The sequence below is a fragment of the Citrobacter europaeus genome, from assembly GCA_020099315.1.
Classification (GTDB): Bacteria; Pseudomonadota; Gammaproteobacteria; order Enterobacterales; family Enterobacteriaceae; genus Citrobacter; species Citrobacter europaeus.
This window is the reverse complement of record CP083650.1, coordinates 359,685-385,852: the sequence shown is the minus strand read 5'-3', so window position 1 is coordinate 385,852 and position 26,168 is coordinate 359,685. Positions and strand designations below refer to the sequence as shown.

The 26,168-nt window shown below is 52.9% G+C and carries 29 protein-coding genes and 1 pseudogene; 11 read left to right on the top strand and 19 right to left on the bottom strand.

Annotated features, from left to right (window positions below; genetic code table 11):
- Positions 1-36: 36 nt before the first annotated feature.
- From LA337_01850 to LA337_01840, 3 genes are all read left to right on the top strand, one after another.
- Positions 37-1,581 (top strand): MFS transporter, encoded by a 1,545-nt coding sequence (locus LA337_01850; protein ID UBI16467.1) that lies wholly within the window; start codon positions 37-39, stop codon positions 1,579-1,581.
- Positions 1,582-1,591: 10 nt separating this feature from the next.
- On the top strand, positions 1,592-2,662 hold the full coding sequence (locus LA337_01845) for a 1,4-beta-xylanase (GenBank protein ID UBI16466.1): 1,071 nt from the start codon (positions 1,592-1,594) through the stop codon (positions 2,660-2,662).
- Positions 2,663-2,805: 143 nt separating this feature from the next.
- On the top strand, positions 2,806-4,146 hold the full coding sequence (locus LA337_01840) for a hemolysin family protein (protein ID UBI16465.1): 1,341 nt from the start codon (positions 2,806-2,808) through the stop codon (positions 4,144-4,146).
- A 66-nt stretch (positions 4,147-4,212) separates the two neighbouring features.
- Here the strand turns inward: LA337_01840 and LA337_01835 are convergent, their stop codons facing one another.
- A complete protein-coding gene (locus LA337_01835; protein UBI16464.1) occupies positions 4,213-4,419 on the bottom strand; it encodes a DUF1107 domain-containing protein in 207 nt (68 codons plus the stop codon).
- Positions 4,420-4,746: 327 nt separating this feature from the next.
- On the opposite strand from LA337_01835, the gene LA337_01830 reads away from it, so the two are divergent.
- The gene (locus LA337_01830; protein ID UBI16463.1) at positions 4,747-5,304 is read left to right on the top strand and encodes a YtfJ family protein; all 558 of its coding nucleotides are present in this window, start codon (positions 4,747-4,749) and stop codon (positions 5,302-5,304) included.
- On the opposite strand, the gene cysQ is transcribed toward LA337_01830, so the two are convergent.
- On the bottom strand, positions 5,294-6,034 hold the full coding sequence (gene cysQ / locus LA337_01825; protein ID UBI16462.1) for a 3'(2'),5'-bisphosphate nucleotidase CysQ: 741 nt from the start codon (positions 6,032-6,034) through the stop codon (positions 5,294-5,296). The genes LA337_01830 and cysQ overlap by 11 nt on opposite strands.
- Before the next feature lie 188 nt (positions 6,035-6,222).
- On the opposite strand from cysQ, the gene cpdB reads away from it, so the two are divergent.
- Positions 6,223-8,166: a 2',3'-cyclic-nucleotide 2'-phosphodiesterase gene (cpdB, locus tag LA337_01820; GenBank protein UBI16461.1), complete on the top strand. Its 1,944-nt coding sequence runs from the start codon at positions 6,223-6,225 to the stop codon at positions 8,164-8,166.
- Positions 8,167-8,213: 47 nt separating this feature from the next.
- Here cpdB and LA337_01815 read toward each other — a convergent pair whose 3' ends face one another.
- Entirely contained in the window at positions 8,214-8,594 is a 381-nt protein-coding gene (locus tag LA337_01815; protein ID UBI18381.1) for a helix-turn-helix transcriptional regulator, read from the bottom strand.
- Positions 8,595-8,683: 89 nt separating this feature from the next.
- On the opposite strand from LA337_01815, the gene LA337_01810 reads away from it, so the two are divergent.
- The 3 genes from LA337_01810 to LA337_01800 all read left to right on the top strand — a co-directional run bounded on the left by LA337_01810 (position 8,684) and on the right by LA337_01800 (position 11,483).
- Positions 8,684-9,532 (top strand): SDR family oxidoreductase, encoded by an 849-nt coding sequence (locus LA337_01810; GenBank protein UBI16460.1) that lies wholly within the window; start codon positions 8,684-8,686, stop codon positions 9,530-9,532.
- 81 nt (positions 9,533-9,613) lie between these two features.
- On the top strand, positions 9,614-10,438 hold the full coding sequence (locus LA337_01805; GenBank protein UBI16459.1) for an AraC family transcriptional regulator: 825 nt from the start codon (positions 9,614-9,616) through the stop codon (positions 10,436-10,438).
- 76 nt (positions 10,439-10,514) lie between these two features.
- On the top strand, positions 10,515-11,483 hold the full coding sequence (locus tag LA337_01800) for a DMT family transporter (protein ID UBI18380.1): 969 nt from the start codon (positions 10,515-10,517) through the stop codon (positions 11,481-11,483).
- A 61-nt stretch (positions 11,484-11,544) separates the two neighbouring features.
- Here LA337_01800 and LA337_01795 read toward each other — a convergent pair whose 3' ends face one another.
- On the bottom strand, positions 11,545-13,116 hold the full coding sequence (locus LA337_01795; protein UBI16458.1) for a methyl-accepting chemotaxis protein: 1,572 nt from the start codon (positions 13,114-13,116) through the stop codon (positions 11,545-11,547).
- Between the two features lie 244 nt (positions 13,117-13,360).
- Between LA337_01795 and ytfE the strand changes: the two genes are divergently transcribed.
- On the top strand, positions 13,361-14,023 hold the full coding sequence (gene ytfE / locus LA337_01790) for an iron-sulfur cluster repair protein YtfE (protein ID UBI16457.1): 663 nt from the start codon (positions 13,361-13,363) through the stop codon (positions 14,021-14,023).
- A gap of 147 nt (positions 14,024-14,170) precedes the next feature.
- On the opposite strand, the gene cycA is transcribed toward ytfE, so the two are convergent.
- Positions 14,171-15,580, bottom strand: a complete 1,410-nt coding sequence (gene cycA, locus LA337_01785) for a D-serine/D-alanine/glycine transporter (GenBank protein UBI16456.1) — start codon at positions 15,578-15,580, stop codon at positions 14,171-14,173.
- A gap of 309 nt (positions 15,581-15,889) precedes the next feature.
- Positions 15,890-16,510 carry an FKBP-type peptidyl-prolyl cis-trans isomerase gene (fklB, locus tag LA337_01780; GenBank protein ID UBI18379.1) on the bottom strand — a complete coding sequence of 207 codons (621 nt, stop codon included), beginning with the start codon at positions 16,508-16,510 and terminating at the stop codon, positions 15,890-15,892.
- A gap of 219 nt (positions 16,511-16,729) precedes the next feature.
- Between fklB and LA337_01775 the strand changes: the two genes are divergently transcribed.
- On the top strand, positions 16,730-17,380 hold the full coding sequence (locus tag LA337_01775) for an OapA family protein (GenBank protein UBI16455.1): 651 nt from the start codon (positions 16,730-16,732) through the stop codon (positions 17,378-17,380).
- 64 nt (positions 17,381-17,444) lie between these two features.
- Here LA337_01775 and LA337_01770 read toward each other — a convergent pair whose 3' ends face one another.
- From LA337_01770 to LA337_01740, 7 genes and pseudogenes are all read right to left on the bottom strand, one after another.
- Entirely contained in the window at positions 17,445-18,368 is a 924-nt protein-coding gene (locus LA337_01770) for a DMT family transporter (protein ID UBI16454.1), read from the bottom strand.
- A gap of 142 nt (positions 18,369-18,510) precedes the next feature.
- Positions 18,511-18,960, bottom strand: coding sequence for a 50S ribosomal protein L9 (gene rplI / locus LA337_01765; GenBank protein ID UBI16453.1), 450 nt, complete (start codon positions 18,958-18,960; stop codon positions 18,511-18,513).
- A gap of 41 nt (positions 18,961-19,001) precedes the next feature.
- The gene (gene rpsR, locus LA337_01760; GenBank protein UBI16452.1) at positions 19,002-19,229 is read right to left on the bottom strand and encodes a 30S ribosomal protein S18; all 228 of its coding nucleotides are present in this window, start codon (positions 19,227-19,229) and stop codon (positions 19,002-19,004) included.
- Positions 19,230-19,233: 4 nt separating this feature from the next.
- The gene (priB, locus tag LA337_01755; GenBank protein UBI16451.1) at positions 19,234-19,548 is read right to left on the bottom strand and encodes a primosomal replication protein N; all 315 of its coding nucleotides are present in this window, start codon (positions 19,546-19,548) and stop codon (positions 19,234-19,236) included.
- Positions 19,549-19,554: 6 nt separating this feature from the next.
- Complete coding sequence (gene rpsF, locus LA337_01750; protein UBI16450.1) at positions 19,555-19,950, bottom strand: 30S ribosomal protein S6; 396 nt, start codon at positions 19,948-19,950, stop codon at positions 19,555-19,557.
- 70 nt (positions 19,951-20,020) lie between these two features.
- Positions 20,021-20,095: pseudogene (locus LA337_01745) on the bottom strand (hypothetical protein).
- Positions 20,096-20,108: 13 nt separating this feature from the next.
- Positions 20,109-20,873: a TSUP family transporter gene (locus LA337_01740; GenBank protein ID UBI16449.1), complete on the bottom strand. Its 765-nt coding sequence runs from the start codon at positions 20,871-20,873 to the stop codon at positions 20,109-20,111.
- A 298-nt stretch (positions 20,874-21,171) separates the two neighbouring features.
- On the opposite strand from LA337_01740, the gene yjfY reads away from it, so the two are divergent.
- A complete protein-coding gene (gene yjfY / locus LA337_01735; protein ID UBI16448.1) occupies positions 21,172-21,447 on the top strand; it encodes a DUF1471 family protein YjfY in 276 nt (91 codons plus the stop codon).
- A 132-nt stretch (positions 21,448-21,579) separates the two neighbouring features.
- On the opposite strand, the gene LA337_01730 is transcribed toward yjfY, so the two are convergent.
- The 6 genes from LA337_01730 to ulaA are packed head-to-tail and all read right to left on the bottom strand — an operon-like array spanning position 21,580 to position 25,990.
- Positions 21,580-22,266 (bottom strand): L-ribulose-5-phosphate 4-epimerase, encoded by a 687-nt coding sequence (locus LA337_01730; GenBank protein UBI16447.1) that lies wholly within the window; start codon positions 22,264-22,266, stop codon positions 21,580-21,582.
- Positions 22,266-23,120 carry an L-ribulose-5-phosphate 3-epimerase gene (locus LA337_01725; protein UBI16446.1) on the bottom strand — a complete coding sequence of 285 codons (855 nt, stop codon included), beginning with the start codon at positions 23,118-23,120 and terminating at the stop codon, positions 22,266-22,268. The genes LA337_01730 and LA337_01725 overlap by 1 nt, the downstream gene beginning before the upstream one ends.
- A 9-nt stretch (positions 23,121-23,129) precedes the next feature.
- Entirely contained in the window at positions 23,130-23,780 is a 651-nt protein-coding gene (gene ulaD, locus LA337_01720) for a 3-keto-L-gulonate-6-phosphate decarboxylase UlaD (protein UBI16445.1), read from the bottom strand.
- A gap of 12 nt (positions 23,781-23,792) precedes the next feature.
- Entirely contained in the window at positions 23,793-24,260 is a 468-nt protein-coding gene (gene ulaC / locus LA337_01715) for a PTS ascorbate transporter subunit IIA (GenBank protein UBI16444.1), read from the bottom strand.
- A gap of 11 nt (positions 24,261-24,271) precedes the next feature.
- A complete protein-coding gene (gene ulaB / locus LA337_01710; protein UBI16443.1) occupies positions 24,272-24,577 on the bottom strand; it encodes a PTS ascorbate transporter subunit IIB in 306 nt (101 codons plus the stop codon).
- A gap of 15 nt (positions 24,578-24,592) precedes the next feature.
- Positions 24,593-25,990, bottom strand: coding sequence for a PTS ascorbate transporter subunit IIC (gene ulaA, locus LA337_01705; protein ID UBI18378.1), 1,398 nt, complete (start codon positions 25,988-25,990; stop codon positions 24,593-24,595).
- Positions 25,991-26,168 lie beyond the last annotated feature (178 nt).

Sequence of the window (26,168 nt, the reverse complement as noted above, 5' to 3'; positions counted from 1 at the left end):
CCGGAATACGCATACCCTACATACTGGAAAAATATTATGGTCAAACCAACTGAACGCAGAGTCAGTTATGGTGTAGCGATCGGCTATGGCATTACTGATTTATTTGGCGGCGGTGCTTTCGCCATTATCGGAACATGGCTTTTATTTTTTTACACCACCTACTGCGGTTTAAGCGTGCTGGAAGCAGGCTCAATATTTGCCATTGCCCGCGTGATTGATGCTGTACTTAGCCCAATTATGGGTTATATCACCGATAACTTTGGCGACACGTGGCTGGGCCGCAGATTTGGCCGTCGCCGCTTCTTTTTATTACTCAGTTCTCCTTTAATGTTTCTCTATGCCCTGCTGTGGCTGACCGACATGGGTTACTGGTATTACCTGGGAACCTATTTGTCGATTGAGCTGCTTTCAGCGATGGTGCTGGTGCCGTGGGAAACCCTGGCCGCAGAAATGACCAACCGCTACGAAGAGCGCAGCCGCCTCTCCGGCGTGCGCATGATCTGCTCGCAGCTGGGCGGATTTCTGGCCGTATCGGTACCCGGCATCCTGATGCAGTTTACCGGCAAAGATAATCCGTTTACCTATACGCTAACCGGGCTTATCTTTTCCGTCGTGTTTTGCATCGCGGTGTTCATAACCTGGCGCTGCACGTGGGAGGCTAAAGACGTTCAGGAAGAGACATTCCAGGCTGACCTGCAACGCAATAGCGGGATACTGAATCACCTTAAATATTTGATACTCGATCTGTTCTCGTCTTTCAGGATCCGGGCATTTCGCCTGCATATCATTATTTATATTTTCTCTTTTACCGCTATGGATGTATTCGGTTCAGTATTTACCTATTACGTGGTTTATTGTTTGAGCCAGGATGCCGCCTCCGTTTCTGGCTGGTTAAGCATTGCCGCTTTTGCTTCAGTTTTTGGCACCTATGGATTTATGCTATTACTGAATAAACTCAATATAACCCCATCAGCAGCACTACGCCTCTCTTACACTTGTATATTTAGCGTATTGGTATTTTTATTTGTTATTTATTATACCGAAACTCAGGTATCCAATATTCTGTTCTCTGCGATCTTTATTCTTCTCGGCATGGCGCGTTCTGGTCTTTACTATATCCCATGGAATATCTATAGCTTTATTCCTGATATTGATGAAATGGTAACCCAGCAGCGCCGCGAAGGGATTTTTGCCGGCGTTATGGTACTCACGCGTAAAAGTACGGTGGCAATCGCTATTTTGCTTATCGGCATGGTGCTGGAAGAATCAGGCTTTGTAAAAGGCAGCGGCGCGCAGCCGGAAAGCGCGCTCCACGCTATTATCGGATTGATGATCTTTGCTACCGCGGCGCTGCTGGCGGTGAGTTTCTACGCCACCTACAAATTCAAACTGACTCGCGAAACCCACAAAATCCTGCTCAAAGAGATCGCCCGCCGCAAACTGGGTGGCAACTATCGCGACTGCGATGAAGAAACCCGGGTGGTGATCAAACAGCTCACCGGCTACGAGTACGATGAGGTTTGGGGTGGCAGCGCCACGCAGCGTGCAACGGGACGCGTCAGTCTCTCAGATGCAGAATAAGGAGCGCATCATGTATAACCCATGGAGCAAAGCACGGGCGCAAAGCTGGTATCAACAGCAAGCCTGGGGCTGCGGTTTTAACTACTTGCCGCGCACCGCGGTTAACTGGCTCGAAATGTGGCAAGCAGAGAGTTTCGATAGCAGCACTATCGATCAGGAACTCGGCTGGGCCAGCCAGTATGGCTATAACCAGTTGCGAACAAATTTACCGTTTACCGTCTGGCAGCATGATCGCGATGGGCTGCTCGAGCGCATCGACCTCTTCCTGAACATTGCCCATAGCCACGGCATAAAAGTGATGCTGACGCTGCTCGACGACTGCGCGTTTTCCGGTGATGAACCCGTTATCGGTCAGCAAAAATCCCCGGTTCCAGGGGTTCACAACAGCCAGGCTGCGGGTAGCCCAGGCCGTGCCTGCGTGCTGGACCGACGCGGTTGGCCGCAAATTGAAGCCTACGTCAGAGATATCATCCGTTACTTTCGCCATGACTCGCGCATCAGCGTCTGGGATTTATATAATGAGCCAGGCAACGGCGGGATTTTTTGTCATACCGGCGAATTTGCCCGCTATGACGACAGACTGGAAATTTACGCCTTAACCCTGATGACCCACCTGTTTAGCTGGGCGCGGCAGGAGTCACCATCTCAACCGTTGACCGTAGCGGCCTGGCATATTGACGATCGCGCGGCATGCGAGAATGCGTTTACGCATCCTGTTGATATAGCCGCGCTGCGGCTTTCCGACGTGATTAGCTACCATGCGTATGTCGATACCCCTGGCCAGTTGTCTCTTCTGTCGCAGTTGGCTGAATTTGGCAGGCCGCTCTTTTGTACCGAGTGGCTGGCACGCCATGTCGATAGCCGAATAGAAGAACAACTGCCGCTGTTTAGCGCCCAGCGCGTTTCCAGCTTTCACTGGGGATTGGTGCAGGGGAAAACGCAAACCTGGCTGCCGTGGCCGGATATCCCGCTTGACGAAACGACGGCGCAACTATGGTTTCATGATGTGCTAAAGCCAGATGGTTCGCCCTATAGCGAAAAAGAGATGCAGATGGTGCGCAGGCTGAATCCCACAGAATAAGGCCAAAAAAGCTCCTCTGGCGACTTTACAGTACCTTACGCTATACTAGCTTCTGAATTTACCGGCTCAACTCCACGAGCCGGTTTTCGCATGGATTTATCAATTTCTCCCTTCCGAGGATCTGGCACAGCGCCGGATAAGATATGTTAAACAGTATTTTAGTCATTCTCTGCCTGATCGCCGTGAGTGCGTTTTTCTCGATATCCGAGATCTCGCTTGCTGCATCACGCAAAATAAAACTTAAACTGCTTGCCGATGAAGGCAACGTAAACGCACAACGAGTTTTGAAGATGCAGGAAAACCCCGGCATGTTTTTTACCGTCGTGCAAATCGGCCTTAACGCGGTCGCCATTCTCGGCGGTATCGTCGGTGATGCAGCATTCTCCCCGGCGTTTTACAGCCTTTTCTCGAAGTACTTCGCTCCAGAGCTCTCTGAACAGTTAAGCTTTATTTTGTCGTTCTCACTGGTTACTGGCCTGTTCATCCTGTTCGCGGATTTAACCCCGAAACGCATCGGTATGATTGCGCCAGAAGCTGTGGCTTTGCGTATCATCAACCCGATGCGCTTCTGCCTGCTGGTCTTCCGCCCGCTGGTGTGGTTCTTTAACGGTCTGGCAAACAACATTTTCCGTCTGTTTAAGATCCCAATGGTACGTAAAGACGACATCACCTCGGACGACATTTACGCCGTGGTCGAAGCCGGTGCGCTGGCGGGGGTTCTGCGTAAGCAGGAGCATGAGCTGATTGAAAATGTGTTCGAACTGGAATCGCGGACCGTACCGTCTTCAATGACCTCGCGCGAGAATATTATCTGGTTCGATCTCCACGAAGATGAGCAAAGCCTGAAGAATAAGGTGGCGGAACATCCCCACTCCAAGTTCCTGGTATGTAACGAAGATATCGACCACATCATTGGCTATGTCGATTCAAAGGATCTCCTCAACCGCGTACTGGCCAACCAAAGTATGGCGTTGAACAGCGGCGTACAGATCCGCAATACGCTGATCGTCCCGGACACGCTGACGCTCTCTGAAGCGCTGGAAAGCTTCAAAACCGCAGGCGAAGACTTTGCCGTCATCATGAACGAGTACGCGCTGGTGGTGGGGATTATCACGCTCAACGACGTTATGACGACGCTGATGGGCGATCTGGTAGGCCAGGGTCTGGAAGAGCAGATTGTGGCGCGCGATGAAAACTCATGGTTGGTCGACGGCGGTACACCGATTGATGACGTAATGCGCGTCCTGGATATCGACGAGTTCCCGCAGTCCGGCAACTATGAAACCATCGGCGGCTTTATGATGTTCATGCTGCGTAAAATCCCGAAACGCACCGACTCGGTGAAGTATTCAGGCTATAAATTTGAAGTAGTGGATATCGATAACTACAAGATCGATCAGCTGCTGGTGACGCGTCTGGACAGTAAACCTACCGTTCTGGTACCAAAGCTGCCAGATGCAAAAGAAGAGGCAAAGGCGTCGTAACGCCTTACAGAAACATCAACGGCTCCTGTCCAGGAGCCGTTTTTTTAACTACCGCATAGCACTTGATCAAGCCATCTCAGTTTGCAGACGCAAGACCTGACGGTTAACTTCGGACATCACAGAAAAATGCAGCTTGTCCTTCACTTTTGGGATAAGAATCTTACCCTTATCAAATTCAAAAGCGCCTACATCCTTGATATATAACCGTCCACGAAACAGGATCTTCACGTACTTCGCCACCTGCAGCGGGTTGTATCGTTGGAAAATTTTCATTGTTGTCTCCTGCTGAGTATTACGCCTTTGCGGTACCACAATCGGTCCGACAATCCTCAGGCGCAAATTTTAATGCCCTATGACTATAGACTATCTCGTTGATGTTTCCAGCGTGTATAAGTTTATTTACCTTCAGGTTACAATTATTCAGAATTATCTTTTCAACGCTTCGCTGTCTTCAGTATAAGCCTTCAATTTTCGCAGGATTTGTGCGCCCGTCCGCAAACTGGCATCGCGCTTGCGGGAAAAAGCAGCAATCGCACATATGATTAAACTCCAGACCCAAGTGGTCGGATCACCTGCAAAATAAAGAAAGAAGGAAAACCTATGACCTTACAAAAACTGCTGGCGCTGTCGTGTCTGCTGCTGCCGATGATTGCTTCCGCTCATAAGTTTGAGACTAACCAGCGTGTACCGCCGGTGGGAATCGCCGATCGCGGCGAACTGATTCTCGATAACGATAAGTTTAGCTACAAAAGCTGGAATAGCGCGCAGTTGCCGGGGAAAGTGCGAATTGTGCAACACATTGCCGGGCGCACCTCCGCCAAAGAGAAAAATGCAACGCTGATCGAGGCAATCAAGACGGCCAACCTGCCGCATGACAAATACCAGACCACCACTATCGTCAACACGGATGACGCCATTCCCGGTTCCGGTATGTTTGTGCGTAGCAGTCTGGAGAGCAATAAGAAGCTCTACCCGTGGTCACAATTTATTGTCGACAGCAATGGCGTTGCGCGTAAGGCCTGGCAACTGGATGAAGAGAGCTCCGCTATTGCCGTACTCGACAAGGACGGACGCGTTCAGTGGGCAAAAGATGGGGCGTTAACGCAGGAAGAAGTGCAGCAGGTGATTGCCCTGCTGCACAAATTGCTCAATAAATAGAGACGCGGAAGCCGGGGTTGAGGAACGATTCACGTGGGGTGTAATCCAGCGTTTTCCCCTGCCAGTCGTGAACGTGCGCTCCGGCTGCGGCGGCAACGGCGTGGCCCGCGGCAGTATCCCAGACGTTAGTTGGCCCAAAACGCGGATACAGTTGCGCGTGCCCTTCCGCCACCAGGCAGAACTTCAGCGATGAGCCAATCGAGGTGGTCTGGTGATCGCCCAACTGCTGCAGATACTCTTTTAACTCATTGTCGGCATGTGAGCGGCTAATCACCACCAGCGGCGGACGCGCGTCACGAACCTGGATTTGTTTGCGCACGCCGCACTCTTCTTTCCACGCTTTACCTTCAGCCGCGCTGTACATCACTTTCATTACCGGCGCGTAAACCACGCCCAGTACCGGTTTTCCCTTCTCGATCAGCGCAATATTGACGGTGAATTCACCGTTACGCTTAATGAACTCTTTGGTACCGTCCAGCGGGTCTACCAGCCAGTAGCGCTGCCAGTGCTGGCGAACATCCCAGCCAGGAGGCGCTTCTTCAGACAGGACTGGAATATCCGGCGTCAGCGCCAGTAATCCTTCGAGGATCACCGTATGCGCGGCGATATCCGCCGCCGTGACCGGAGAATCGTCCTGCTTGCTGGTAATCTCCATCGGTTTGATTCCATCGTAGACCTGCATAATGGCATCGCCCGCGTTCCGTGCAAGCTGGCATACATGTTCTAGCATTCTCCACCTCGTTTATATCAGTGGTGTTAACTCGTTGTTTTACTTATACCCGATCGTCAGGGGATCCGCCAACTGTGATAGCGTCTGCGGTTTTAAACGCTATATTCATGTCATGATTCACAGTTCTGTAAGCAAGAAGATTTATATACATTTTCTTTTGTGGCTTAGATCTTAAAAGGATGCCCCTGATGATTAAGTTTAGTGCAACGCTTCTGGCAACGCTGATTGCAGCCAGCGTCAATGCCGCGACCGTCGATCTGCGTATAATGGAAACCACTGATTTACATAGTAATATGATGGATTTCGATTATTACAAAGATACACCAACAGAAAAATTCGGTCTGGTACGTACGGCAAGTCTGATCAACGCTGCGCGAGGTGAAGTCAAAAACAGCGTGCTGGTTGATAATGGCGATCTGATTCAGGGCAGCCCGCTCGGGGATTACATGGCGGCCAAAGGGCTGAAAGCGGGCGAAACTCACCCGGTATATAAGGCGCTGAATACCCTGGATTACGCGGTGGGTAACCTCGGCAACCATGAATTCAACTATGGTCTGGAGTATCTGCACAACGCGCTGGCCGGGGCGAAATTCCCTTACGTTAACGCCAATATCATCGACGTTAAGACCAAAAAGCCGCTGTTTACGCCTTATTTGATCAAAGATACAGAGGTGGTCGACCAGCAAGGGAACAAGCAGACGCTGAAGATTGGCTATATCGGCTTTGTGCCACCACAGATTATGACCTGGGATAAAGCCAACCTCAGCGGCAAAGTAACGGTGAACGACATCACCGAAACCGCGCGTAAGTATGTCCCGGAAATGCGGGAAAAAGGCGCCGATGTCGTGGTGGTGGTTGCTCACTCCGGGCTTTCTGCCGACCCGTATCAAACGATGGCGGAAAACTCCGTTTACTACCTCAGCGAAATACCGGGCGTGGATGCCATTATGTTTGGTCACGCTCACGCCGTCTTCCCGGGTAAAGATTTTGCCAATATTAAAGGCGCAGATATCGCAAAAGGTACGCTGAATGGGGTTCCTGCGGTGATGCCGGGTATGTGGGGCGATCACCTGGGCGTGGTGGATCTTGTGTTGAATAATGACAGCGGTAAATGGCAGGTCACCCAGGCAAAAGCCGAGGCGCGCCCAATTTATGACGCCGCGGGCAAAAAATCACTGGCAGCAGAAGACAAAAAAATCGTTGAGATCCTGAAAGCCGATCACGACGCCACGCGTGAGTTTGTCAGCAAACCGATCGGTAAATCCGCCGACAACATGTACAGCTACCTGGCACTGGTTCAGGATGACCCGACCGTACAGGTGGTGAACAACGCCCAGAAAGCCTATGTGGAACACTTTATCCAGGGCGATCCGGACCTGGCAAAACTGCCGGTACTTTCCGCCGCCGCGCCGTTTAAGGTTGGTGGACGTAAAAACGATCCAGCAAGCTTCGTAGAAGTCGAAAAAGGTCAGTTAACCTTCCGGAACGCCGCTGATTTGTATCTCTACCCCAACACTCTGGTGGTGGTGAAAGCCAGCGGTAAAGAGGTGAAGGAGTGGCTGGAATGTTCCGCCGGACAGTTCAATCAGATTGACATCCACAGCAGCAAACCACAGTCGTTGATCAACTGGGATGGTTTCCGTACCTATAACTTCGACGTGATTGACGGCGTGAATTATCAGATTGATGTTTCACAACCCGCCCGCTACGACGGGGAATGTCAGACCATTAACCCGAAAGCGGAGCGTATTAAAAATCTGACCTTTAACGGCAAGCCTGTCGATCCGAATGCTACCTTCCTCGTCGCGACCAACAACTACCGCGCCTACGGCGGTAAATTTGCCGGAACCGGCGACAGCCACATCGCGTTTGCATCTCCCGATGAAAACCGCTCGGTGCTGGCGGCCTGGATTGGTGCGCAGACGAAGCGTGCCGGTGAAATTCACCCGGCGGCAGATAACAACTGGCGTCTGGCGCCGATTCACAGCGAGACACCTCTGGATATTCGCTTTGAAACCTCACCGTCTGAAAAAGCCGCTGTATTTATCAAAGAGAAAGGCCAGTATCCGCTGAAGAAAGTCGCGACCGATGACATTGGTTTTGCCATTTATCAGTTGGATTTGAGTAAGTAACTTCAGTGCCGGATGCGACGCACTCGCGTCTTATCCGGCCTACAATACTACGCAGCCCGCTCGTCCCTCTGCGCCAAAACCTGCGGCAAATTCAGTTCTATCCAGTCCGCCAGCGCGGCGACTTTATCGCTCACCTGCTCACCCAACGGCGTCAGGCTATACTCCACGTGCGGCGGCACCACCGGATATGACACCCGATTGATAAACCCGTCCTGCTCTAACGCCTGCAGGGATTGCGCCAACATTTTTTCACTGACGCCGCCCATCTTACGGCGCAAATCGCTGAAACGGTGCGTACCGTCGCGCAGCGCCACCAGGATCAACACGCCCCAGCGGCTGGTGACGTGTTTTAACACCTCGCGGGAGGGACACTGTTCGGCAAACAGGTTGCCATCGCGTAATTGCTGGGAAAGCGTCGTAGCTGTCATTTTCATACTAACCTTTTTGTACGTACTTACTAAAAGTTAGTTTAGGTGTTAGCGTGATTAAACACAAGACCAATACCAAGGAGTCACCCATGATCGCGATTACCGGCACCACCGGCCAACTGGGCCAACACGTTATTGAATCTCTGCTGAAAACCGTTCCTGCCAGCCAGATTGTGGCTATTGTGCGTAATCCCGCGAAAGCGACGACGCTTAGCCAGCAGGGCATTACCGTTCGTCAGGCGGATTACAGCGATGAAGCCGCCTTGACGACTGCCTTACAGGGTATCGACAAGCTACTGCTGATCTCCTCCAGCGAAGTGGGACAACGCGCCCCGCAGCATCGCAATGTGATTAACGCGGCACAGGCGGCCCACGTGAAATTTATCGCCTACACCAGCCTGCTGCACGCCGACACCTCCCCGCTGGGGCTGGCTGATGAGCATGTCGCAACCGAGAAGATGCTGGCTGAATCCGGTATCGCGTACGCGCTGCTGCGTAACGGCTGGTACACAGAGAACTATCTCGCCAGCGCACCGGCTGCACTGGAACATGGCGTGTTTATCGGGGCTGCTGGTGAAGGCACAATCGCCTCAGCGACCCGCGCCGACTATGCCGCTGCCGCCGCGCGCGTCATCAGTGAAGACGGTCATGCCGGTAAAATCTATGAGCTTGCGGGCGACACAGGCTGGACTCTGAGCCAGTTGGCTGCCGAACTGGCAACACAGAGCGGTAAAAAAGTGGTGTATCAGAACCTGAGCGAAGCTGATTTTGCCGCCGCGCTAAAAGGGGTGGGCCTGCCTGCCGGACTGGCGGACATGCTGGCTGACTCAGACACTGGCGCCTCCAAAGGCGGCCTGTTCGACGACAGCCATACGCTGAGCAAACTGATTGGTCGCCCGACCACCTCGTTGGCTGACAGCGTCAAAGGCATCGTGTAAGTGTTAAAAATTAGTTAATTGTGGTGGCATCCCCGCGCATCCTCTCTGATAATGACAGGATGATGCGTGGGGAGAGAAAACGTGCAAGGTGTACCTGAGCAGTTTATTGATGAGAAAGACAGCGCCCGCTTTCGCCATCTGGCGCAGGTGCCGGGCGTTGAGCTGTATCATGCGCACATCTCGCGTTACGCCTTTGAGCCGCACACTCATGAAGCGTTTGGCATTGGCGCGATAGAAACCGGCGCCGAACGTTTTCGCTATCGCGGCACGCAGTACGTGGCCCCCGCCCATTCCGTCGTCACCATGAATCCCGATGAGCTGCATACCGGCGAAGCTGAAACTGCCGACGGCTGGCGCTATCGAATGATTTATCTTGAACCCGATCTTCTGGAAGAGGTCACCGGGATCCGCCACTGGTGGTTTCATGACGTCACGCGTCACGATCCGCTGCGCTCGCGCCAGCTCTGCTCGCTGATCCACGGTCTGTGGAACACTGAGGATCCGCTGGAGCAAAAAGGACTCCTGCTCGATCTGATCGACACGTTCCAGCCGCTGGCCCGTCATGCGCCGGTATTGCCGGAGGGCGCGCATCGCTTTGAACGGGTGCGCGAGTATCTGCATGATAATTATATGCATCCTGTCACGCTCGATGAACTGGCCCGGGTTGCATCGCTGAGTCCCTGGCATTTTCAGCGTCAGTTTAAGTCTCATTTCCACGTCACGCCGCACCAGATGCTGATGGCGATCCGCCTGTGGCGAGCCAAAGGTTTTCTCACTCACGGAATGCCCGCCGCAGAGGTCGCCGCCGAAACCGGCCTCACCGACCAGTCGCATCTCACCCGCGCGTTTACCCATCGCTACGGCATTACGCCAGTGCGTTATCAGAAACAAGTCGTCCGGCGTTGATCAGCAATCTCATACAATACGGCGGCATTTTTCCTGCCTACACTCGACTGATTGTTAAGCGATGTGGATGTCAAAAATGATTAGCGGCGTGTTATATGCCCTGCTGGCCGGGCTGATGTGGGGATTAATTTTTGTTGGACCGCTGATCGTACCGGAATACCCGGCGGTATTGCAGTCGATGGGGCGCTATCTGGCGCTGGGGCTGATAGCGTTGCCGATTGCCTGGCTGGGACGTGTGCGTCTGCGCCAGTTGGCGCGTAAAGACTGGATAACGGCGCTGGCGCTAACGATGATGGGTAATCTGATTTATTACGTCTGCCTGGCAAGCGCTATTCAGCGCACCGGCGCGCCGGTTTCAACGATGATTATCGGTACATTGCCGGTGGTGATCCCGGTTTTCGCCAACCTGCTCTACAGCCAGCGTGACGGCAAATTATCATGGTGGCGTCTGGCGCCTGCGCTGGTGTTGATTGGCATAGGTCTGCTGTGCGTGAATATCTCGGAGCTGAATCAGGGGTTACCTAACTTTAGCGGCTGGCGTTATGGCTCAGGTATCGTGCTGGCGCTTATTTCGGTGGTGTGCTGGGCGTGGTATGCGCTGCGTAACGCCCGCTGGTTGCGCGAGAATCCGGATAAGCACCCGATGATGTGGGCGACGGCCCAGGCGCTGGTGACGCTGCCTGTTTCTCTGCTCGGTTATATTGCCGCCTGCCTCTGGCTGAACGGGCAAACGCCGGACTTCGCTCTGCCCTTCGGCCCGCGCCCAGGTGTGTTTATCGGCCTGATGATAGCCATTGCGGTATTGTGCTCATGGGTTGGCGCACTGTGCTGGAACATCGCCAGCCAGAAGCTGCCGACGGTGATCCTCGGCCCGCTGATTGTCTTTGAAACACTGGCTGGCCTGCTGTATACCTTTATCCTGCGTCAGGAATTTCCGCCGTTGCTGACGGTAAGCGGCATTGCGCTGCTGGTAATAGGCGTGGTAATTGCTGTGCGGTCAAAACCGCAGAAACCGGCGGTAGTGCCGGTTTCAGGGGATGCCTGATGGCGCTGCGCTTATCAGGCCTACAAGGACTGTACGATCTCATGTAGGCCGGATAAGGCGTTTACGCCGCCATCCGGCGCGACACTTTAAATACCGCCACGGTCTGATTCAGTCGTGCAGCCTGCTCTTCGAGCGCGGCGGCGGCGGAAGCGGACTCCTCCACCAGTGAGGCGTTTTGCTGCGTGACGCGATCCATCTCGGCAACCGCCTGGCCTACCTGATCGATACCCCGACTCTGTTCATCAGAGGCCGAGGCAATCTCGCCCATGATATCGGTCACGCGAGTCACGGCGCTAACAATTTCCGCCATCGTTTCGCCCGCTTCATGCACCAGCGCCGTACCCGCATTGACCCGATTTCCCGAGTCATCAATCAGCGCCTTAATCTCTTTCGCCGCCTGAGCGCTACGCTGCGCCAGCGTACGAACCTCGCCGGCGACCACGGCAAACCCGCGCCCCTGCTCGCCCGCCCGCGCCGCTTCCACCGCAGCGTTCAACGCCAGGATGTTGGTCTGGAAGGCAATGCCGTCAATAACATTGGTTATTTGCGCGATTTTGCTGGAACTGGTGGCGATTTCATCCATCGTACGTACCACGCCATCGACCACGTTTCCGCCTTTTTGCGCTGTTTGTGAAGCGTTTTTTGCCAGACTGGTCGCCTGACGCGCGTTATCCGCGTTCTGCTTCACGGTCGCGGTGAGTTGTTCCATGCTGGCTGCGGTCTCTTCCAGGGAGGCGGCCTGCTGTTCGGTACGTGAAGAGAGATCGTTACTGCCAGCAGCAATTTCACCCGCGCCGGTATAAATGGTGTCAGCCCCGTCACGCACCACGCTGACCGTGTTCGCCAACGCCCGCTGCATGTCGCGGACGTTGCCTGCCAGCAGCGCCATTTCATTACTGCCATCGGCGTTGATGCGGTGCGTCAGATCACCTGCGGCAATATGGCGAATATGTCCCATCACCTCATGCAGCGGCTTGAGCAGCACTCGTTGCATTGCCAGCCAACTGGCGATAATCACGGTGACGACAATCAACATCACCGCAGACAGCAGCCAGATTATCTTCTGGTAATCACTCTCATTGTCCTGCACTCCAGCAGTGGCCAGCGCCGTTTGCGCGCTACGCCATTGCCGATAAACTTCCTGCATGGCCGTTTGCTTTTGCTCGGCATTCTGCTTGAACATCTCTTCCAGCTTTCCTTCAGCCAGCAGCGCGTTCATTTTTGCCAGCGTCGCAGAATAGATGCCATATTGCTCTTCCAGTCGATCGGCCAGATGCTCATCCAGCCCCGGCGTTTCCGGCAGAGCGTAGTATTTATCGTAATGCGCTTTCGACTCGGCCAACAGGCGATTTGCCGTGTTCACCAACTCCTTCAACTGACCGCCGTTAATATCGCTGGCCATCGTTCCCTGTAAACGCAGCATCCCACGGTTGAGCGTGACGCGAGCCTGGTTCAGGCTAATCCACGCATCGGTAAACTCGGCCACGTTCTGGCTGGAAAGCTGAGAAACGTTGAAGTTTTGCTTATCGTTATTGAGCGCGCCAATAAAGACGCCCGCGGAGATGAGCTGCATTGCGCCCAGGGCGAGTAACACGGTGATAAGTAAGGTTATCACTTTGATTCGTTTAAACATCTGTAGCCTTTTATTATGCAGGTATTGTCTGAGGTCTAACTATCGGCAGCAGCGTGCGCTTATTTAATCCTGTGACGCGGCTTTTTTCGCCGTCTCCCTCCTTTCCAATAGGATTCAGCACCTTAACGAAATAAGAAATTTTCGTGATGTTCATCACAAAACACCCCACCCCGAAAGGGTTATATCCTTCGCCATAAGTTGCATTTAAAATACATCTTATATTATTGAGAATGAGGTAACGGCAATGTCTTATCGCGATCAACCTTTAGGTGAACTGGCGCTCTCTATTCCTCGCGCTTCGGCCCTGTTTCGTAAATACGATATGGATTACTGCTGCGGCGGTAAGCAAACGCTGGCACGCGCTGCCGCGCGTAAAGAGCTGGATTTAGACGTTATTGAGGCGCAGCTCGCGCAGCTGGCTGAACAACCGCTGGAGAAAGACTGGCGTACCGTGGCTCTGGCTGAAATCATCGACCATATCATCGTGCGTTATCACGACAGACACCGCGAACAGTTGCCGGAGTTGATCCTGCAGGCCACTAAAGTTGAACGCGTTCATGCAGACAAACCGAACGTACCGCGCGGTCTGGCGAAAAACCTGACCATGCTGCATGAAGAGCTGTCCAGCCACATGATGAAAGAAGAGCAGATCCTGTTCCCGATGATCAAACAGGGCATGGGTAGCCAGGCGATGGGGCCAATCAGCGTGATGGAAAGCGAACATGACGATGCGGGTGAACTGGTCGAAGTGATCAAACACATCACCCATAACGTGACGCCGCCGCCAGAAGCCTGCACCACCTGGAAAGCCATGTATAACGGCATCAACGAGATGATCGACGACCTGATGGAACACATCAGTCTGGAAAATAATGTGTTGTTCCCGCGTGCCCTCGCAGGTGAATAAAAAAGCCCGGTGGCGCTAGCGCTTACCGGGCCTACAACGACCTCGAACGTAGGCCTGATAAGGCGAAGCCGCATCAGGCAATCCCGCCAGCATAGTGCCGGATGCGGCGTAAACGCCTTATCCGGCCTACATCTCACGTCCTAGCGATTAACGCACGCCTGCCATACGTTTCTTACCGATGAACAACCAGCCCAGACCCAGTGCGATGAACCACAACGGCGTGACGATCAACGCCTGACGGGTATCATCTTCCAGCGTCAGCAGTACCAGTACGAAGACGAAGAACGCCATACATACCCAACACATCAGCTTGCCCCACGGCATCTTGTAGATTGATTTTTCATGCAGGTGCGGACGTTGCTTGCGGTACACCAGGTACGAGCAAAGAATGATGGTCCAGACGAACATGAACAGAATCGCCGACACGGTGGTGATCATAGTGAACGCGCCAATCACGCTCGGATTCACGTACAGCATCACCACGCCGCCCAGCAGACAGATACAGGAGAAGGTTAAACCCTTCGCCGGAACTGCGCGTTTTGAGAGTTTGGCAAACGCTTTAGGCGCAACGCCCTCCTGCGCCAGGCCGAACAGCATACGGCTGGTAGAGAACACGCCGCTGTTTGCAGAAGAGGCCGCTGAAGTCAGTACCACAAAGTTGATTAGGCTCGCCGCAGCAGGCAGACCAACCAGCACAAACAGTTCAACGAATGGGCTCTTGGTTGGTACTACCGAGCTCCATGGCGTTACGGACATAATCACGATCAGCGCAAAAACGTAGAACATGATGATACGGATCGGAATCGAGTTAATGGCGCGCGGCAGAGATTTCTCCGGGTCCTTGGTTTCCGCAGCGGTCGTTCCCACCAGCTCAATACCCACAAACGCGAACACGGCTATCTGGAAGCCGGCAAAGAAGCCGCTCAGACCTTTCGGGAACCAGCCACCGTCATTCCATAGATGCGTGAACGATGCCTGAACGCCGGTTGGCGACTGGAAGTGCGTCAGCACCATCACCAGACCGACGACAATCAGGCCGATGATGGCGACGATTTTGATCATCGCAAACCAGAACTCCATCTCACCAAACATTTTTACAGTGGCAAGGTTGAGGCTCAGCAGCAGCACGATCACCGCCAGCGAGGCGACCCAGTCTGACAGTTCGGGAAACCAGAATTGCGCATACGCGGTAATCGCGACAACGTCTGCCATTCCGGTAACGACCCAGCAGAACCAGTAGGTCCAGCCGGTAAAATACCCGGCCCATGGCCCGAGCAGGTCGGAGGCGAAATCACTAAACGATTTGTACTCCAGATTCGAGAGCAGCAATTCCCCCATTGCTCGCATGACGAAAAACAGCATAAAACCGATGATCATATAAACAAAGATGATCGACGGTCCGGCGAGACTGATGGTTTTACCGGAGCCCATAAACAGGCCGGTGCCGATAGCGCCACCAATGGCAATAAGTTGAATATGACGGTTTGTGAGATTGCGCCGTAGCGACTGTTCAGACGATGCCTCTTCAGCGGCGTCGACTTTTACCTGATCTACCATGTTTTTTTCTTCCTGTACCTGTCTGTGTTGTTCAGGCTCTACGGCCTTTAGTGTGTCTATGATACGACGATCCTGTTATCAGGACTCATCGATATTAGGTAAGAATTGGCGGGATGAATACTAAGATTTAGATATAATGTTAATTTAATGTTTAAAGTGAGTGTCATATCACTCTGATAGCGCGAATTAGCTCACAAAAATACACGCTAGCGCGGCATTTGCAAGATAATATATCGACAACGGCGTAACTATAGCTTTTCTCGCTATTTTTTTGTTCCCCCCGGCCTCGGGGGGAACAGAAGTCACTGCTTACAGGATTTCAAGCAGCTCAACGTCGAACACCAGCGTGCTGAACGGAGGAATGGACGCGCCAGCGCCACGCTCGCCGTAAGCCAGTTCCTGAGGAATAGTCAGTTCCCATTTGGAACCTACTGGCATCAGGGTCAGCGCTTCAATCCAGCCAGGGATGACGCCGTTAACCGGGAATTCAGCCGGTTCGCCGCGTGCGACAGAGCTGTCAAACACGGTACCGTCGATCAGTTTACCGGTGTAATGCACGCGAACGCGGTCAGTACGCGCCGGAATAGCACCTTCGCCCTGAGTCAGAACACGGAACTGCAAACCGGATTCAGTGCTGTTCACACCCTCTTTCTCACGGTTTTCTTCCAGATATTTGACGCCATCAGCCGCCATAGCCTGGAAACGTTCGCGACGTACTGCATCAGCGCGTTCGTGGATTTCACGCAGCGCGCGATGCACAACATCAACCGGCACTGCCGGGTGTTTACCTTCCAGCGCGTCAGCGATACCCGCTACCAGCGCTTCAGGCAACAGTCCTTCCAGTCCGGATTCGCTCAGCTGTTGTCCTACCTGCAAACCAATGCCATAGCTTGCTTGCGCTTCGATAGTGTCAAAAGTCGGGTTAGCCATCATATTTCCTTTCATCGGATGTAAAGTAGCGGGCAGCATATCAGCCATGCCGCATCCGGTAAAACTTTGTCTCGGGAACAGATGACAAATCGCGAGGAAACATAAACAATAGGAATATCCCGCGTTGACGTCACGAAAGCGGGTAATATGACGAACATCATAGCGTTAGCCATCTATACTCTATGATCGAGGAACGAGACGCGGAGCAGGAGGAAAGCCATGCCCGGGCGCTTTGAATTAAAACCAACCCTGGCGAAAATCTGGCATGCACCGGACAATTTTCGCATTATGGATCCGCTACCGCCTATGCACCGCCGCGGCATTATTATTGCTGCTATCGTGCTGGTGATAGGTTTCCTGCTCCCTTCCAGTGACACCAGCGATGCCCCTGTGGTTACGCGTACTGCTCAGCTGGATTTACAGTCGCAGTCGCAGCCGCCGACCGAGGCTCAGCTGCAGGCACAGCTCGTCGCGCCGCAAAACGATCCAGGCCAGGTCGCTCCGGTTGCCCCGGAACCAATCCAGGAAGGAGAACCTGACGCGCAGCCTCAGGCTCAGCAATCTCAGCCGCAAACGCAGCCTTTCCAACAGGATAGCGGAATTGACCAGCAGTGGCGTTCCTATCGCGTTGATTCAGGCAAAACGCTGGCGCAGGTATTCCGTGACCATAACCTCCCGCCAACCGATGTATACGCGATGGCGCAGGTTGAAGGCGCCGGAAAACCGCTGAGTAACCTGAAAGACGGTCAGATGGTGCAGATCAGGCAGAATGCCAGCGGCGTGGTGACGGGATTAACCATTGATACCGGCAATGGCCAGCAGGTACTGTTTACCCGCCAGCCTAACGGCAGTTTTATTCGCGCCCGTTAACCGCCGTGGCCCCGCGATTCCAGGCCTGATGAGCGATAGCGCCATAAGGCATCAAGGTGAAGCGTCAACGCTTCACCTTGTTCACCCACCAGATCCCCGAGCAGACCAGCACCAGCGCCAGCGCATATTTCCATTCAAGAATGTTCTCGCCGAGGAAAATCGCCGACAGCACCGCCCCCGACACCGGGATCAGGAAGTTAAACGGCGCTACCATCCCCACGCGATTATGCTTGAGCAGAATACTCCACAAAGCAAAGGCGACCGAAGAGAGTAACGTCAGGTAGCCCAGAATCGCCACCGAAGACGCGCCGTGAACGGTCAGCGTGCCGCCAAAAGCGTAACCACCGATAACCAGCGCCAGACCGCCACCGCCCAGTTGATACCCTGTCATTACCGTCGGGTCCACCGTCTGAGAAATACGTTTACCGTATAACGTGGCGGCAGAGAGAATAAAGGCCGCCATCACCACTGAGCCATCCCCTAACAGGCTGAAGCTAAAATCCATTCCGCTGCTAAAGTTCACCACCATTACGCCGGTAAAGCCGAGGATACAACCCAGCGCTTTGTTGTAGCTCAGTTTGTCATTATGGTAGATGAAATGCGCCAGCAGTACGCTGAAGAAGGTCCCTGTCGCGTTCATGATGGACCCTTTCACCCCCGTCGTGAACGCCAGGCCAACATAGAAGAAGATGTATTGCAGCGAGGTTTGCGTCAGCCCCAACAGCGTGAGCTGACCATATTGACGCGGGCTTAACCGGCCAATCGGTTTACGCTGCGCCACCGCCAGCAGTAGCAGCAATAATCCTGCAAACAGGAAGCGATAGCCGGCAAAGACAATTTTTGAGGGAATGTCATCCGTGGCAATCTGGAAGATCTCATATCCGCTTTTGATCGCCGGATAGGCGCTCCCCCACAGCAGGCAGCAGAACGCCGCGCTCAGGTAGACAACATTTTTACGCGCAAACAGAGGTTGGTGCGTTGGTTCCATTCCATCACCACTTTGAAATAATGTTTTATTTTTGTGATTATCCCGAAAAGGATAAAGAATAGCCAGAGAGAAAAGCGGGGGAACAGAAAAGCAAAACGCCGGCACAGGGCCGGCGCTTTTACGCGGTCATCAGAATAAAAACTTATTCTGCAACTACGTTTACAGTCAGCTTAGCAAACACTTCGCTGTGAACCTGGAAGCTCACTTCGTGCTCGCCAGTGGTACGCAGAACGCCGTTCGGCAGACGAACTTCGCTCTTAGCTACTTCAACGCCAGCTGCAGTTACAGCGTCAGCGATGTCGCGAGTACCGATGGAACCGAACAGTTTACCTTCGTCGCCAGCTTTAGACGCGATGGTTACGGTTTCCAGTGCGTTGATTTTCTCAGCACGAGCTTCAGCAGCGGACAGAACGTCAGCCAGTTTAGCTTCCAGTTCAGCGCGACGCGCTTCGAAAAATTCAACGTTTTTCTTGGTAGCAGGAACAGCTTTACCCTGAGGTACCAGGAAGTTACGAGCGTAGCCCGCTTTAACGTTAACCTGATCACCCAGGCTACCCAGGTTTGCTACTTTATCAAGCAGAATAACTTGCATTACCTTATCCTCTCAAAGTCGTATTAATGGACCGTGACCGATTACTGATGACGATCAGTGTACGGCAGCAGGGACAGGTAGCGAGCGCGTTTGATAGCGCGAGCCAGCTGACGCTGGTATTTTGCACGGGTACCGGTGATACGGCTTGGGACAATCTTACCGCTTTCGGTGATGTAGTTTTTCAGCGTAGCGATATCTTTATAGTCGATCTCTTGAACGCCTTCCGCGGTGAAACGGCAGAACTTGCGACGACGGAAATAACGTGCCATATGGCTAGTCTCCAGAATCTATCAATTCAATCTGCTCGGCATGCAGAACCATTTTGCTCAGGCCGTTCTTTGCCTTGTGGCAAGAGATGAACCCCTGAACGGTCACTGCGCTACCGACCGTTATACTGTGAGTAATGGCCTGGTTTTCGTGTCCGCTAATAATAACGGGCATTTGGCACCACGCCTGCCGGTGAAATCCGGCTTCCTCCTGCACAGAACGATGCTCAAGCACGAACTGGCAATGAGGAATTCCTGATGGACTGACCTTTCGAAGGGGAGCCCTGCACACGGTGCCGGACAACGCCAGACGGTTGGTCATCAGAAATTACTCTTCAGAATCCCCAGCTTCAGCATCATCTGCGGTTTCGTTTGCGAAATCATCGCGACGCTCACGGCGCTCGTCTTTCGCTTTAACCATCGGAGATGCTTCGGTAACAGCGTGTTTAGTACGCATAACCATGCTGCGGATAACGGCATCGTTGAAGCGGAAGGTAGTTTCCAGCTCATCGATCACTTCCTGCGGCGCTTCAACGTTCATCAGAACGTAGTGAGCTTTATGCAGTTTGTTGATCGGGTAAGCCAGCTGACGGCGGCCCCAGTCTTCCAGACGGTGGATCGTGCCTTCTGCACCAGTGATGGCAGCAGTGTAGCGTTCGATCATACCCGGAACCTGTTCGCTCTGGTCAGGATGGACCATAAAAACGATTTCGTAATGACGCATCGAATTGCTCCTTACGGATTATTCAGCCTCCTGTCTGGGTCAGCCGAGGCCCATGGAGGCAAGGAACGTGTTAAAGGTCGGCTGAAAAATGACGCGTCATAATACTGGGGTCAGCAGGTAAACTCAAGGTGATTGTACGATTATTTGCCATGCCGCCATTAATACATATCCAGCAGCATTTTGATACTGATGCAAATGGAGACAATGACAATCATCGGCCGGATAACTTTCTTGCCGCGCGTCAGTACGACCGTCGCGCCAAGACGTGCGCCGAGGGACTGCCCGGCAAACATCACCAGCCCCAGTGACCAGATCATTTTACCGCCGAAAATGAAAAACAAAATCGAAGCGATGTTCGACGCCAGGTTAATAAAATTCGAGTGGATTTGCGCCTTATCGATACTGTATCCCCATAGCAGGATATAGCTGAGCGTATAAAAGGAGCCAGCCCCGGCACCGAGAAAGCCGTCATAAAAACCAATACATCCCCCGCCGATCAATGAGAAGAGAAACAGGGATACCTGCCGCTTTCTTTTCGGTTCGCTAAGATTTGGCGCAAAAATAAAGTAGATGGCGACCGCGATAATCAGGATTGGCAGCAGTTTCTTCAGCAGTTCCGGTTCAATAAACTGGATAAGCGTCGTTCCCAGCGCCGAACCGATAAAGGCAGATAAAAACACATACTTGTGCTCCTGCACGTTGATATGTCCCCGGCGTAAAAAGTAAATTCCGGAGGTCAGCGAGCTGCCCAACGCCTGAATTTTATTGGTTGCCAGCGCATTAGCCGGGGGTAAACCAGAAATTAATAGTGCGCCAATAGAGAGAAAACCGCCGCCGCCTGACACCACGTTAATAAAGCCTGCCACCAGCGCGACCATGAACATAATCACAAAGTAGCTGAAATCCATGAATGAAGTATCCATAACTTTTTGCCTTATTATCATAAAGTTATATTAATTATCCAGCTCACTATAAACGGCGTACTCAGCCGATTAAATTGACTATTTGGTAAGAGCTTATGCGCGAAAGACAGGTATTTTTCACCGCAGCGGTAAACACCAGCAGACTGTTAATTAAAGAAAAGATGGCTATGCGGTAATTTTTTGAACAACTGCATCAGAAATGGTCGCTATCGACTACGCCAGTAGCGGTTAAAATTACATCAGCAGCTAATCACTCACAGGAGAGAAGCAACCAGAGACCGCAGTCGAGGAGGTACATATGCGAGCCCGTGTTTTGACCCTTCTGGCTGTGCTTTTGCTCAGTGCAAATGCAACGGCAGCCATCAAAATTGACAATCATCAGGCCAGGAATATGGATGATGTGCAGAGCTTAGGCGTCATTTACATAAATCATAACTTCGCCACTGAAAGTGAAGCCACTCAGGCCCTGAATGAAGAGACAGATGCGCAAGGCGCAACCTACTACCATGTGATCCTCACCAGGGAACCCGGTAGTAACGGAAATATGCACGCCAGTGCAGATATTTATCGCTAGCTACCCGCAAATAACCAACGAGAACATTGCCACAGTTTGATTTGCCCCCTTCACCGGGGGCTTTTTTTGCAAAAAAGTCCCGAAGCCAGATCGATAACATCCCCTGAATAGTTTGGCTCCAGGACTTAGCCCTTACTTCTGTCCGTAATAGGCGTTTGGACCGTGCTTACGCATGAAGTGCTTATTCATCAGATAACCGTCAATGGGGCTGAGAGCCGGATTAATGCCACGCGCGATCCATGCCATTTTTGCCACCTCCTCCATCACCACGGCGTTATGTACCGCGTCGTGAGCATCTTTGCCCCAGGCAAACGGACCATGCTGGTACACGACTACGCCAGGCGTATGTAAAGGTTCCACCTCCCCCAGCGTTTCAACAATCACCCTGCCGGTATTCAGCTCATATTCATCCTGAACTTCAGCTTCAGTTAAAGCCCGGGTACAGGGAATATCGCCAAAGAAGTAATCCGCATGCGTCGTACCAAGCGCAGGTATTGCCAGACCCGCCTGCGCCCATGCCGTCGCGTGGGTTGAGTGGGTGTGCACCACGCCGCCGAGCGATGAATAGCGGCGATACAGCGCCAGATGGGTGGCGGTATCGGAAGAAGGACGATAGCGTCCTTCCACCACGTTGCCGTGCAGATCCACAACCACCATGTCATCCACTGTCATTGTTTGGTAGTCGACGCCGCTGGGCTTAATCACCACCAACCCGCGTTCGCGGTCGATGGCGCTAACGTTACCCCAGGTAAACGTCACCAGCCCATAGCGCGGTAGATCCATGTTGGCCTCGAACACCTGCTGTTTACGTTTTTGCATTACACCGCCTCCACCAGACCCGCGCTGGCCATCCGCGCTTTCACCCAGTCGCGCGCCTTCGCCACTTCACGTGCCGGGTCGTCCGACGTTTCACTCCACATCTCAATCAGATACGGTCCGCAATAACCACTCTGTTTGAGCGTTTCGAAACAACGTTCAAAATCGACAACCCCTTCACCAAACGGCACATTTTTGAATACGCCGGGTTTAGTATCCTTCACGTGTACGGCAACGATATGACCCATCCCCGCCTGCAGCTCCATCTGCACGTCGTTATCCCACGCCGACAAATTGCCAATATCGGGATACAGTTGGAACCACGGATTGTTGAGATAGTGGGCGTACCCCAACGCCTTGCTGATCGAGTTCATCAGTGGATAATCCATGATTTCCATCGCCAGCGTCACCTGCGCACGACTCGCCATCTCCACACTTTCTTTCAGCCCATCGCGAAACCGACGACGCGTTTCGTTATTTGCCTGCTGGTAATAGACGTCGTAACCCGCCAGTTGAATAACGCGAATACCGATATCCTGCGCAAACTGAATGGCTTTACGCATGATCTCCAGCCCCTGTTCGCGCACCGCATCATCTTCACTACCCAGCGGGAAACGACGATGGGCGCTCAGGCACATGGACGGGACCCGTATCCCTGTCTCGGCGATAGCGGCCACCAGCGCCAGACGCTGCTCGCGGTTCCAGTCAAGACGCGCCAGGCGAGCGTCGGTTTCATCAACCGACATTTCGACAAAGTCAAAGCCCAGTTCCTTCGCCAGCTGCAAGCGTTCCAGCCAGCACTCCCCGCCGGGGAGCGCTTTTTCATAAATACCGAGCGGGACCTGTTTCGACAACATAGTCGCTCCTTATCCCCACAACTGGGCGATAGAACGTTTGAACTGACGGGCCGCTTCCACCGGAGAGGCGGCATCGCGAATACTGCGGCCGGCAATAAAGACGTGAATCGGAATTCCCTGGAACAGCGGCAGATCTTCCAGCGCCAGACCGCCGGTGACGGTGACTTTAAAGCCCATCTCGGACAGGCGTTTGATTGCGCAGATATCCGCTTCTCCCCACGCCACACCCGCCGCCTGCGCATCGCGACTGCGATGATATACAACTTGCCCAATCCCTGCGTCACGCCACTCCTGTGCCTGCTCCCAGGTCCAGTAACCGGTCAGTTCAATCTGCACGTCGCCGTCAAATTCTTTCGCTACCTCCAGCGCCCCCTTGGTAGTGTTGATATCCGCACAGCAGATGACGGTGACCCAGTCAGCGTTGGCTTCAAAACACATGCGGGAGAGGATTTTGCCCGCATCGGCAATTTTCGCATCCGCCAGCACAATTTTATGCGGGTAAAGCGCCTTCAGATCGCGTACGGCGCGTACGCCTTCTGCCACGCAAAGAATAGTGCCCACCTCAATGATATCGACCTCTTCGGCAATCAGACGCGTTGTTTCATATGCGGAAGACATTGATTGGTTATCCAGCGCAACCTGCAACATAGGTAATGACATTTTGGTATCCTTTTAAACAGCCGCCGCAGTGGCGTTATCAATTAAATCCAGCACTTCCTGCGCGGTGCGGCAGGCGCGTAAACGGTCGAAATTGGCTTCGTCGTCAAAGAGATTCACGATCTGCATGATGCCCACTTCCTGGTGCGTGTTAGCATCTACTGCCGCCATCGTTATCAGAATGTCGACCGGGTCGTTATCTTCGTGGTTAAACACCAGCGGTGTTTTCAGCGTCACCAGCGCAAAACCGGTTTTCTTGACCCCTTCCTCCGGACGGCCGTGCGGCATCGCCAGGCCGGGCGCAATGACAAAGTACGGGCCAAACTGTTCGACACCATCGAGGATGGCCTGGTAGTAGCGTGGCTCAACCACATCAGCCTTAACCAGCAGATCCACGCCCAGCTTTACCGCTTCCTGCCAGGTACTGGCTTCGGCTTGCAAAAGGATGGAATTATTGTCTGCCAGCGAATCACGTAATTTCATATGCCGCCTCCTTACTTCACATCCTGTGGGAAATGCGCCTTGATCACTTCCAGCAGTTTTGGTCCAAAATCGGCAGGGGACAGCATGTTGCGTACGCCAACAACATATTTATTGCCAGATACCGTAATCTCACCGGCGATATGGGTAGAAGCGATGATGATATCCGCGCCGCTCAGCTCACTTTTGTATTCACCTACTGCGCAGCTGTTCACCGTATGGTCAATATTTGACTGGGTTAAAAACTGATCCACCTTCATCTTCATGATCATGGAACTGCCCTGCCCATTGCCACACACAGCCAGAATACGTACGGTCATAATCGGAACTCCTTATTAAGCAGAGTGTTCTGCCAGTTGTTTTTCTGCGTCTTCCTCAGCGCGCAACGTGCGTCCTGCGAAAAACATATAAGCCAGTGCAATCAGAATAATGACGGCCATAAACACGATGCCGATGGAGGCAAAGCCCTGCATCATCGGCGGCGCCAGAATTGACCAATCCGCCATCCCCATCCAGGCGCTCATACCGGTAAGTTTCACCGCCCAGACGCAGCCGAAGATTTCAATCATCCCCATCACCAGACAAATCTTGAGCGCCGCGCGCCAGCCGCCAAAGTGGTTAGCAAACACGCCGATAGTGGCATTCGAGAAGAACATCGGAATAAAGCCTGGGATAATCAGGATGGAAGAGCCGCAGCCCACCAGGATGCCCACCGCAATCAGTTGGCCGATGGTGCCCCACATAAAGCCCCAGACCACCGCATTGGGAGCAAAGCTATAAATCGCCGCGCAGTCGATAGCCAGTACCGCACCGGGAATCAGACGTTGAGAGATACCGTTGAACGCTTCTGAAAGTTCAGCGACGAACATACGTACGCCCTGGGTGATGATGAAGATAGCGACGGCGAAGGAGAAACCGGTCTGCAGGATATAGACCGTCCAGTGGGTTTTACCCGCCATTGCCTGAACCACATCAATGCCGAAAGAGAGCAGGATCGCGCCGAAAAAGATAGTCATAACAATCGCGGTTGAAACGATGTTGTCATGGAAGATATTCAGCCAGCCAGGCAACTTGAGATCTTCCACGCTCTCCTCTTTCTTACCCAGATACGGCGCGACTTTGTAAGCAATCCAGGAGGCGAACTGCTGCTGGTGACCGATGGAAAAACCGCAGCCGTCAGTCACTTCCTGTGTCGGCTTGTACATCATATTGGACGTAATGCCCCAGTAGAGCGACACCAGCACCGCAGTGCAGATGATCGTGGTCCACATTGGATAACCAAAGATGTAGAGAGAGACGGCAATCAGGCCAGCCTGCTGGAACATAATGTGCCCGGTCAGCATGATGGTGCGAATGCCGGTAATACGCCGTAGCAGTACGTAACAAATGTTCAGCGCCAGCGCCAACAGTACGGCGTACCCTACCCAACTGTAGGCATCACCCATGCGTTCGATGGTTGCCATCATGGAGGCATAGGTATCAGAGATCGCGCCATTGATACCGTAAACCTCAGACATCTTCGCCACCACCGGTTTAAACGTGCTGGTCAGAATGCCCGATCCCGCCTGCAGCAACATAAAACCGATAATCGTTTTGATCGTGCCTTTAATAATAACGCTGACGCTTTTACGCAGCAGGATATAACCAAGACAGGTCACAATACCCAACAGCAACGGTGCATTGGTCATAACCTGATTAAAAAAGACGGTAAAGATGTTGTAGAGGATCTCCATAACGATCTCCAGTAGACGAAGTTGCTGAACATTCATTACAGATGCCCAGGATGTTGTGCTCTCACTCTAGTTTTCAAAAGTAATCACAACAAGATTGAATTTGATTAAATGTGATGCAGTACGCAAATAATTCTCTTACTTGCAGCGTGGATTTCTTTCGAATTCTTCAAATCCAAAA

What these genes read in the sequence shown, in the direction of transcription:
- LA337_01850 (UBI16467.1), top strand. Translation starts at nt 37, where the DNA reads ATGGTCAAACCAACTGAACGCAGAGTCAGTTATGGTGTAGCGATCGGC.
- LA337_01845 (UBI16466.1), top strand. Translation starts at nt 1,592, where the DNA reads ATGTATAACCCATGGAGCAAAGCACGGGCGCAAAGCTGGTATCAACAG.
- LA337_01840 (UBI16465.1), top strand. Translation starts at nt 2,806, where the DNA reads ATGTTAAACAGTATTTTAGTCATTCTCTGCCTGATCGCCGTGAGTGCG.
- LA337_01835 (UBI16464.1), bottom strand. Translation starts at nt 4,419, where the DNA reads ATGAAAATTTTCCAACGATACAACCCGCTGCAGGTGGCGAAGTACGTG.
- LA337_01830 (UBI16463.1), top strand. Translation starts at nt 4,747, where the DNA reads ATGACCTTACAAAAACTGCTGGCGCTGTCGTGTCTGCTGCTGCCGATG.
- cysQ (UBI16462.1), bottom strand. Translation starts at nt 6,034, where the DNA reads ATGCTAGAACATGTATGCCAGCTTGCACGGAACGCGGGCGATGCCATT.
- cpdB (UBI16461.1), top strand. Translation starts at nt 6,223, where the DNA reads ATGATTAAGTTTAGTGCAACGCTTCTGGCAACGCTGATTGCAGCCAGC.
- LA337_01815 (UBI18381.1), bottom strand. Translation starts at nt 8,594, where the DNA reads ATGACAGCTACGACGCTTTCCCAGCAATTACGCGATGGCAACCTGTTT.
- LA337_01810 (UBI16460.1), top strand. Translation starts at nt 8,684, where the DNA reads ATGATCGCGATTACCGGCACCACCGGCCAACTGGGCCAACACGTTATT.
- LA337_01800 (UBI18380.1), top strand. Translation starts at nt 10,515, where the DNA reads ATGATTAGCGGCGTGTTATATGCCCTGCTGGCCGGGCTGATGTGGGGA.
- LA337_01795 (UBI16458.1), bottom strand. Translation starts at nt 13,116, where the DNA reads ATGTTTAAACGAATCAAAGTGATAACCTTACTTATCACCGTGTTACTC.
- ytfE (UBI16457.1), top strand. Translation starts at nt 13,361, where the DNA reads ATGTCTTATCGCGATCAACCTTTAGGTGAACTGGCGCTCTCTATTCCT.
- cycA (UBI16456.1), bottom strand. Translation starts at nt 15,580, where the DNA reads ATGGTAGATCAGGTAAAAGTCGACGCCGCTGAAGAGGCATCGTCTGAA.
- fklB (UBI18379.1), bottom strand. Translation starts at nt 16,510, where the DNA reads ATGGCTAACCCGACTTTTGACACTATCGAAGCGCAAGCAAGCTATGGC.
- LA337_01775 (UBI16455.1), top strand. Translation starts at nt 16,730, where the DNA reads ATGCCCGGGCGCTTTGAATTAAAACCAACCCTGGCGAAAATCTGGCAT.
- LA337_01770 (UBI16454.1), bottom strand. Translation starts at nt 18,368, where the DNA reads ATGGAACCAACGCACCAACCTCTGTTTGCGCGTAAAAATGTTGTCTAC.
- rplI (UBI16453.1), bottom strand. Translation starts at nt 18,960, where the DNA reads ATGCAAGTTATTCTGCTTGATAAAGTAGCAAACCTGGGTAGCCTGGGT.
- rpsR (UBI16452.1), bottom strand. Translation starts at nt 19,229, where the DNA reads ATGGCACGTTATTTCCGTCGTCGCAAGTTCTGCCGTTTCACCGCGGAA.
- priB (UBI16451.1), bottom strand. Translation starts at nt 19,548, where the DNA reads ATGACCAACCGTCTGGCGTTGTCCGGCACCGTGTGCAGGGCTCCCCTT.
- rpsF (UBI16450.1), bottom strand. Translation starts at nt 19,950, where the DNA reads ATGCGTCATTACGAAATCGTTTTTATGGTCCATCCTGACCAGAGCGAA.
- LA337_01740 (UBI16449.1), bottom strand. Translation starts at nt 20,873, where the DNA reads ATGGATACTTCATTCATGGATTTCAGCTACTTTGTGATTATGTTCATG.
- yjfY (UBI16448.1), top strand. Translation starts at nt 21,172, where the DNA reads ATGCGAGCCCGTGTTTTGACCCTTCTGGCTGTGCTTTTGCTCAGTGCA.
- LA337_01730 (UBI16447.1), bottom strand. Translation starts at nt 22,266, where the DNA reads ATGCAAAAACGTAAACAGCAGGTGTTCGAGGCCAACATGGATCTACCG.
- LA337_01725 (UBI16446.1), bottom strand. Translation starts at nt 23,120, where the DNA reads ATGTTGTCGAAACAGGTCCCGCTCGGTATTTATGAAAAAGCGCTCCCC.
- ulaD (UBI16445.1), bottom strand. Translation starts at nt 23,780, where the DNA reads ATGTCATTACCTATGTTGCAGGTTGCGCTGGATAACCAATCAATGTCT.
- ulaC (UBI16444.1), bottom strand. Translation starts at nt 24,260, where the DNA reads ATGAAATTACGTGATTCGCTGGCAGACAATAATTCCATCCTTTTGCAA.
- ulaB (UBI16443.1), bottom strand. Translation starts at nt 24,577, where the DNA reads ATGACCGTACGTATTCTGGCTGTGTGTGGCAATGGGCAGGGCAGTTCC.
- ulaA (UBI18378.1), bottom strand. Translation starts at nt 25,990, where the DNA reads ATGGAGATCCTCTACAACATCTTTACCGTCTTTTTTAATCAGGTTATG.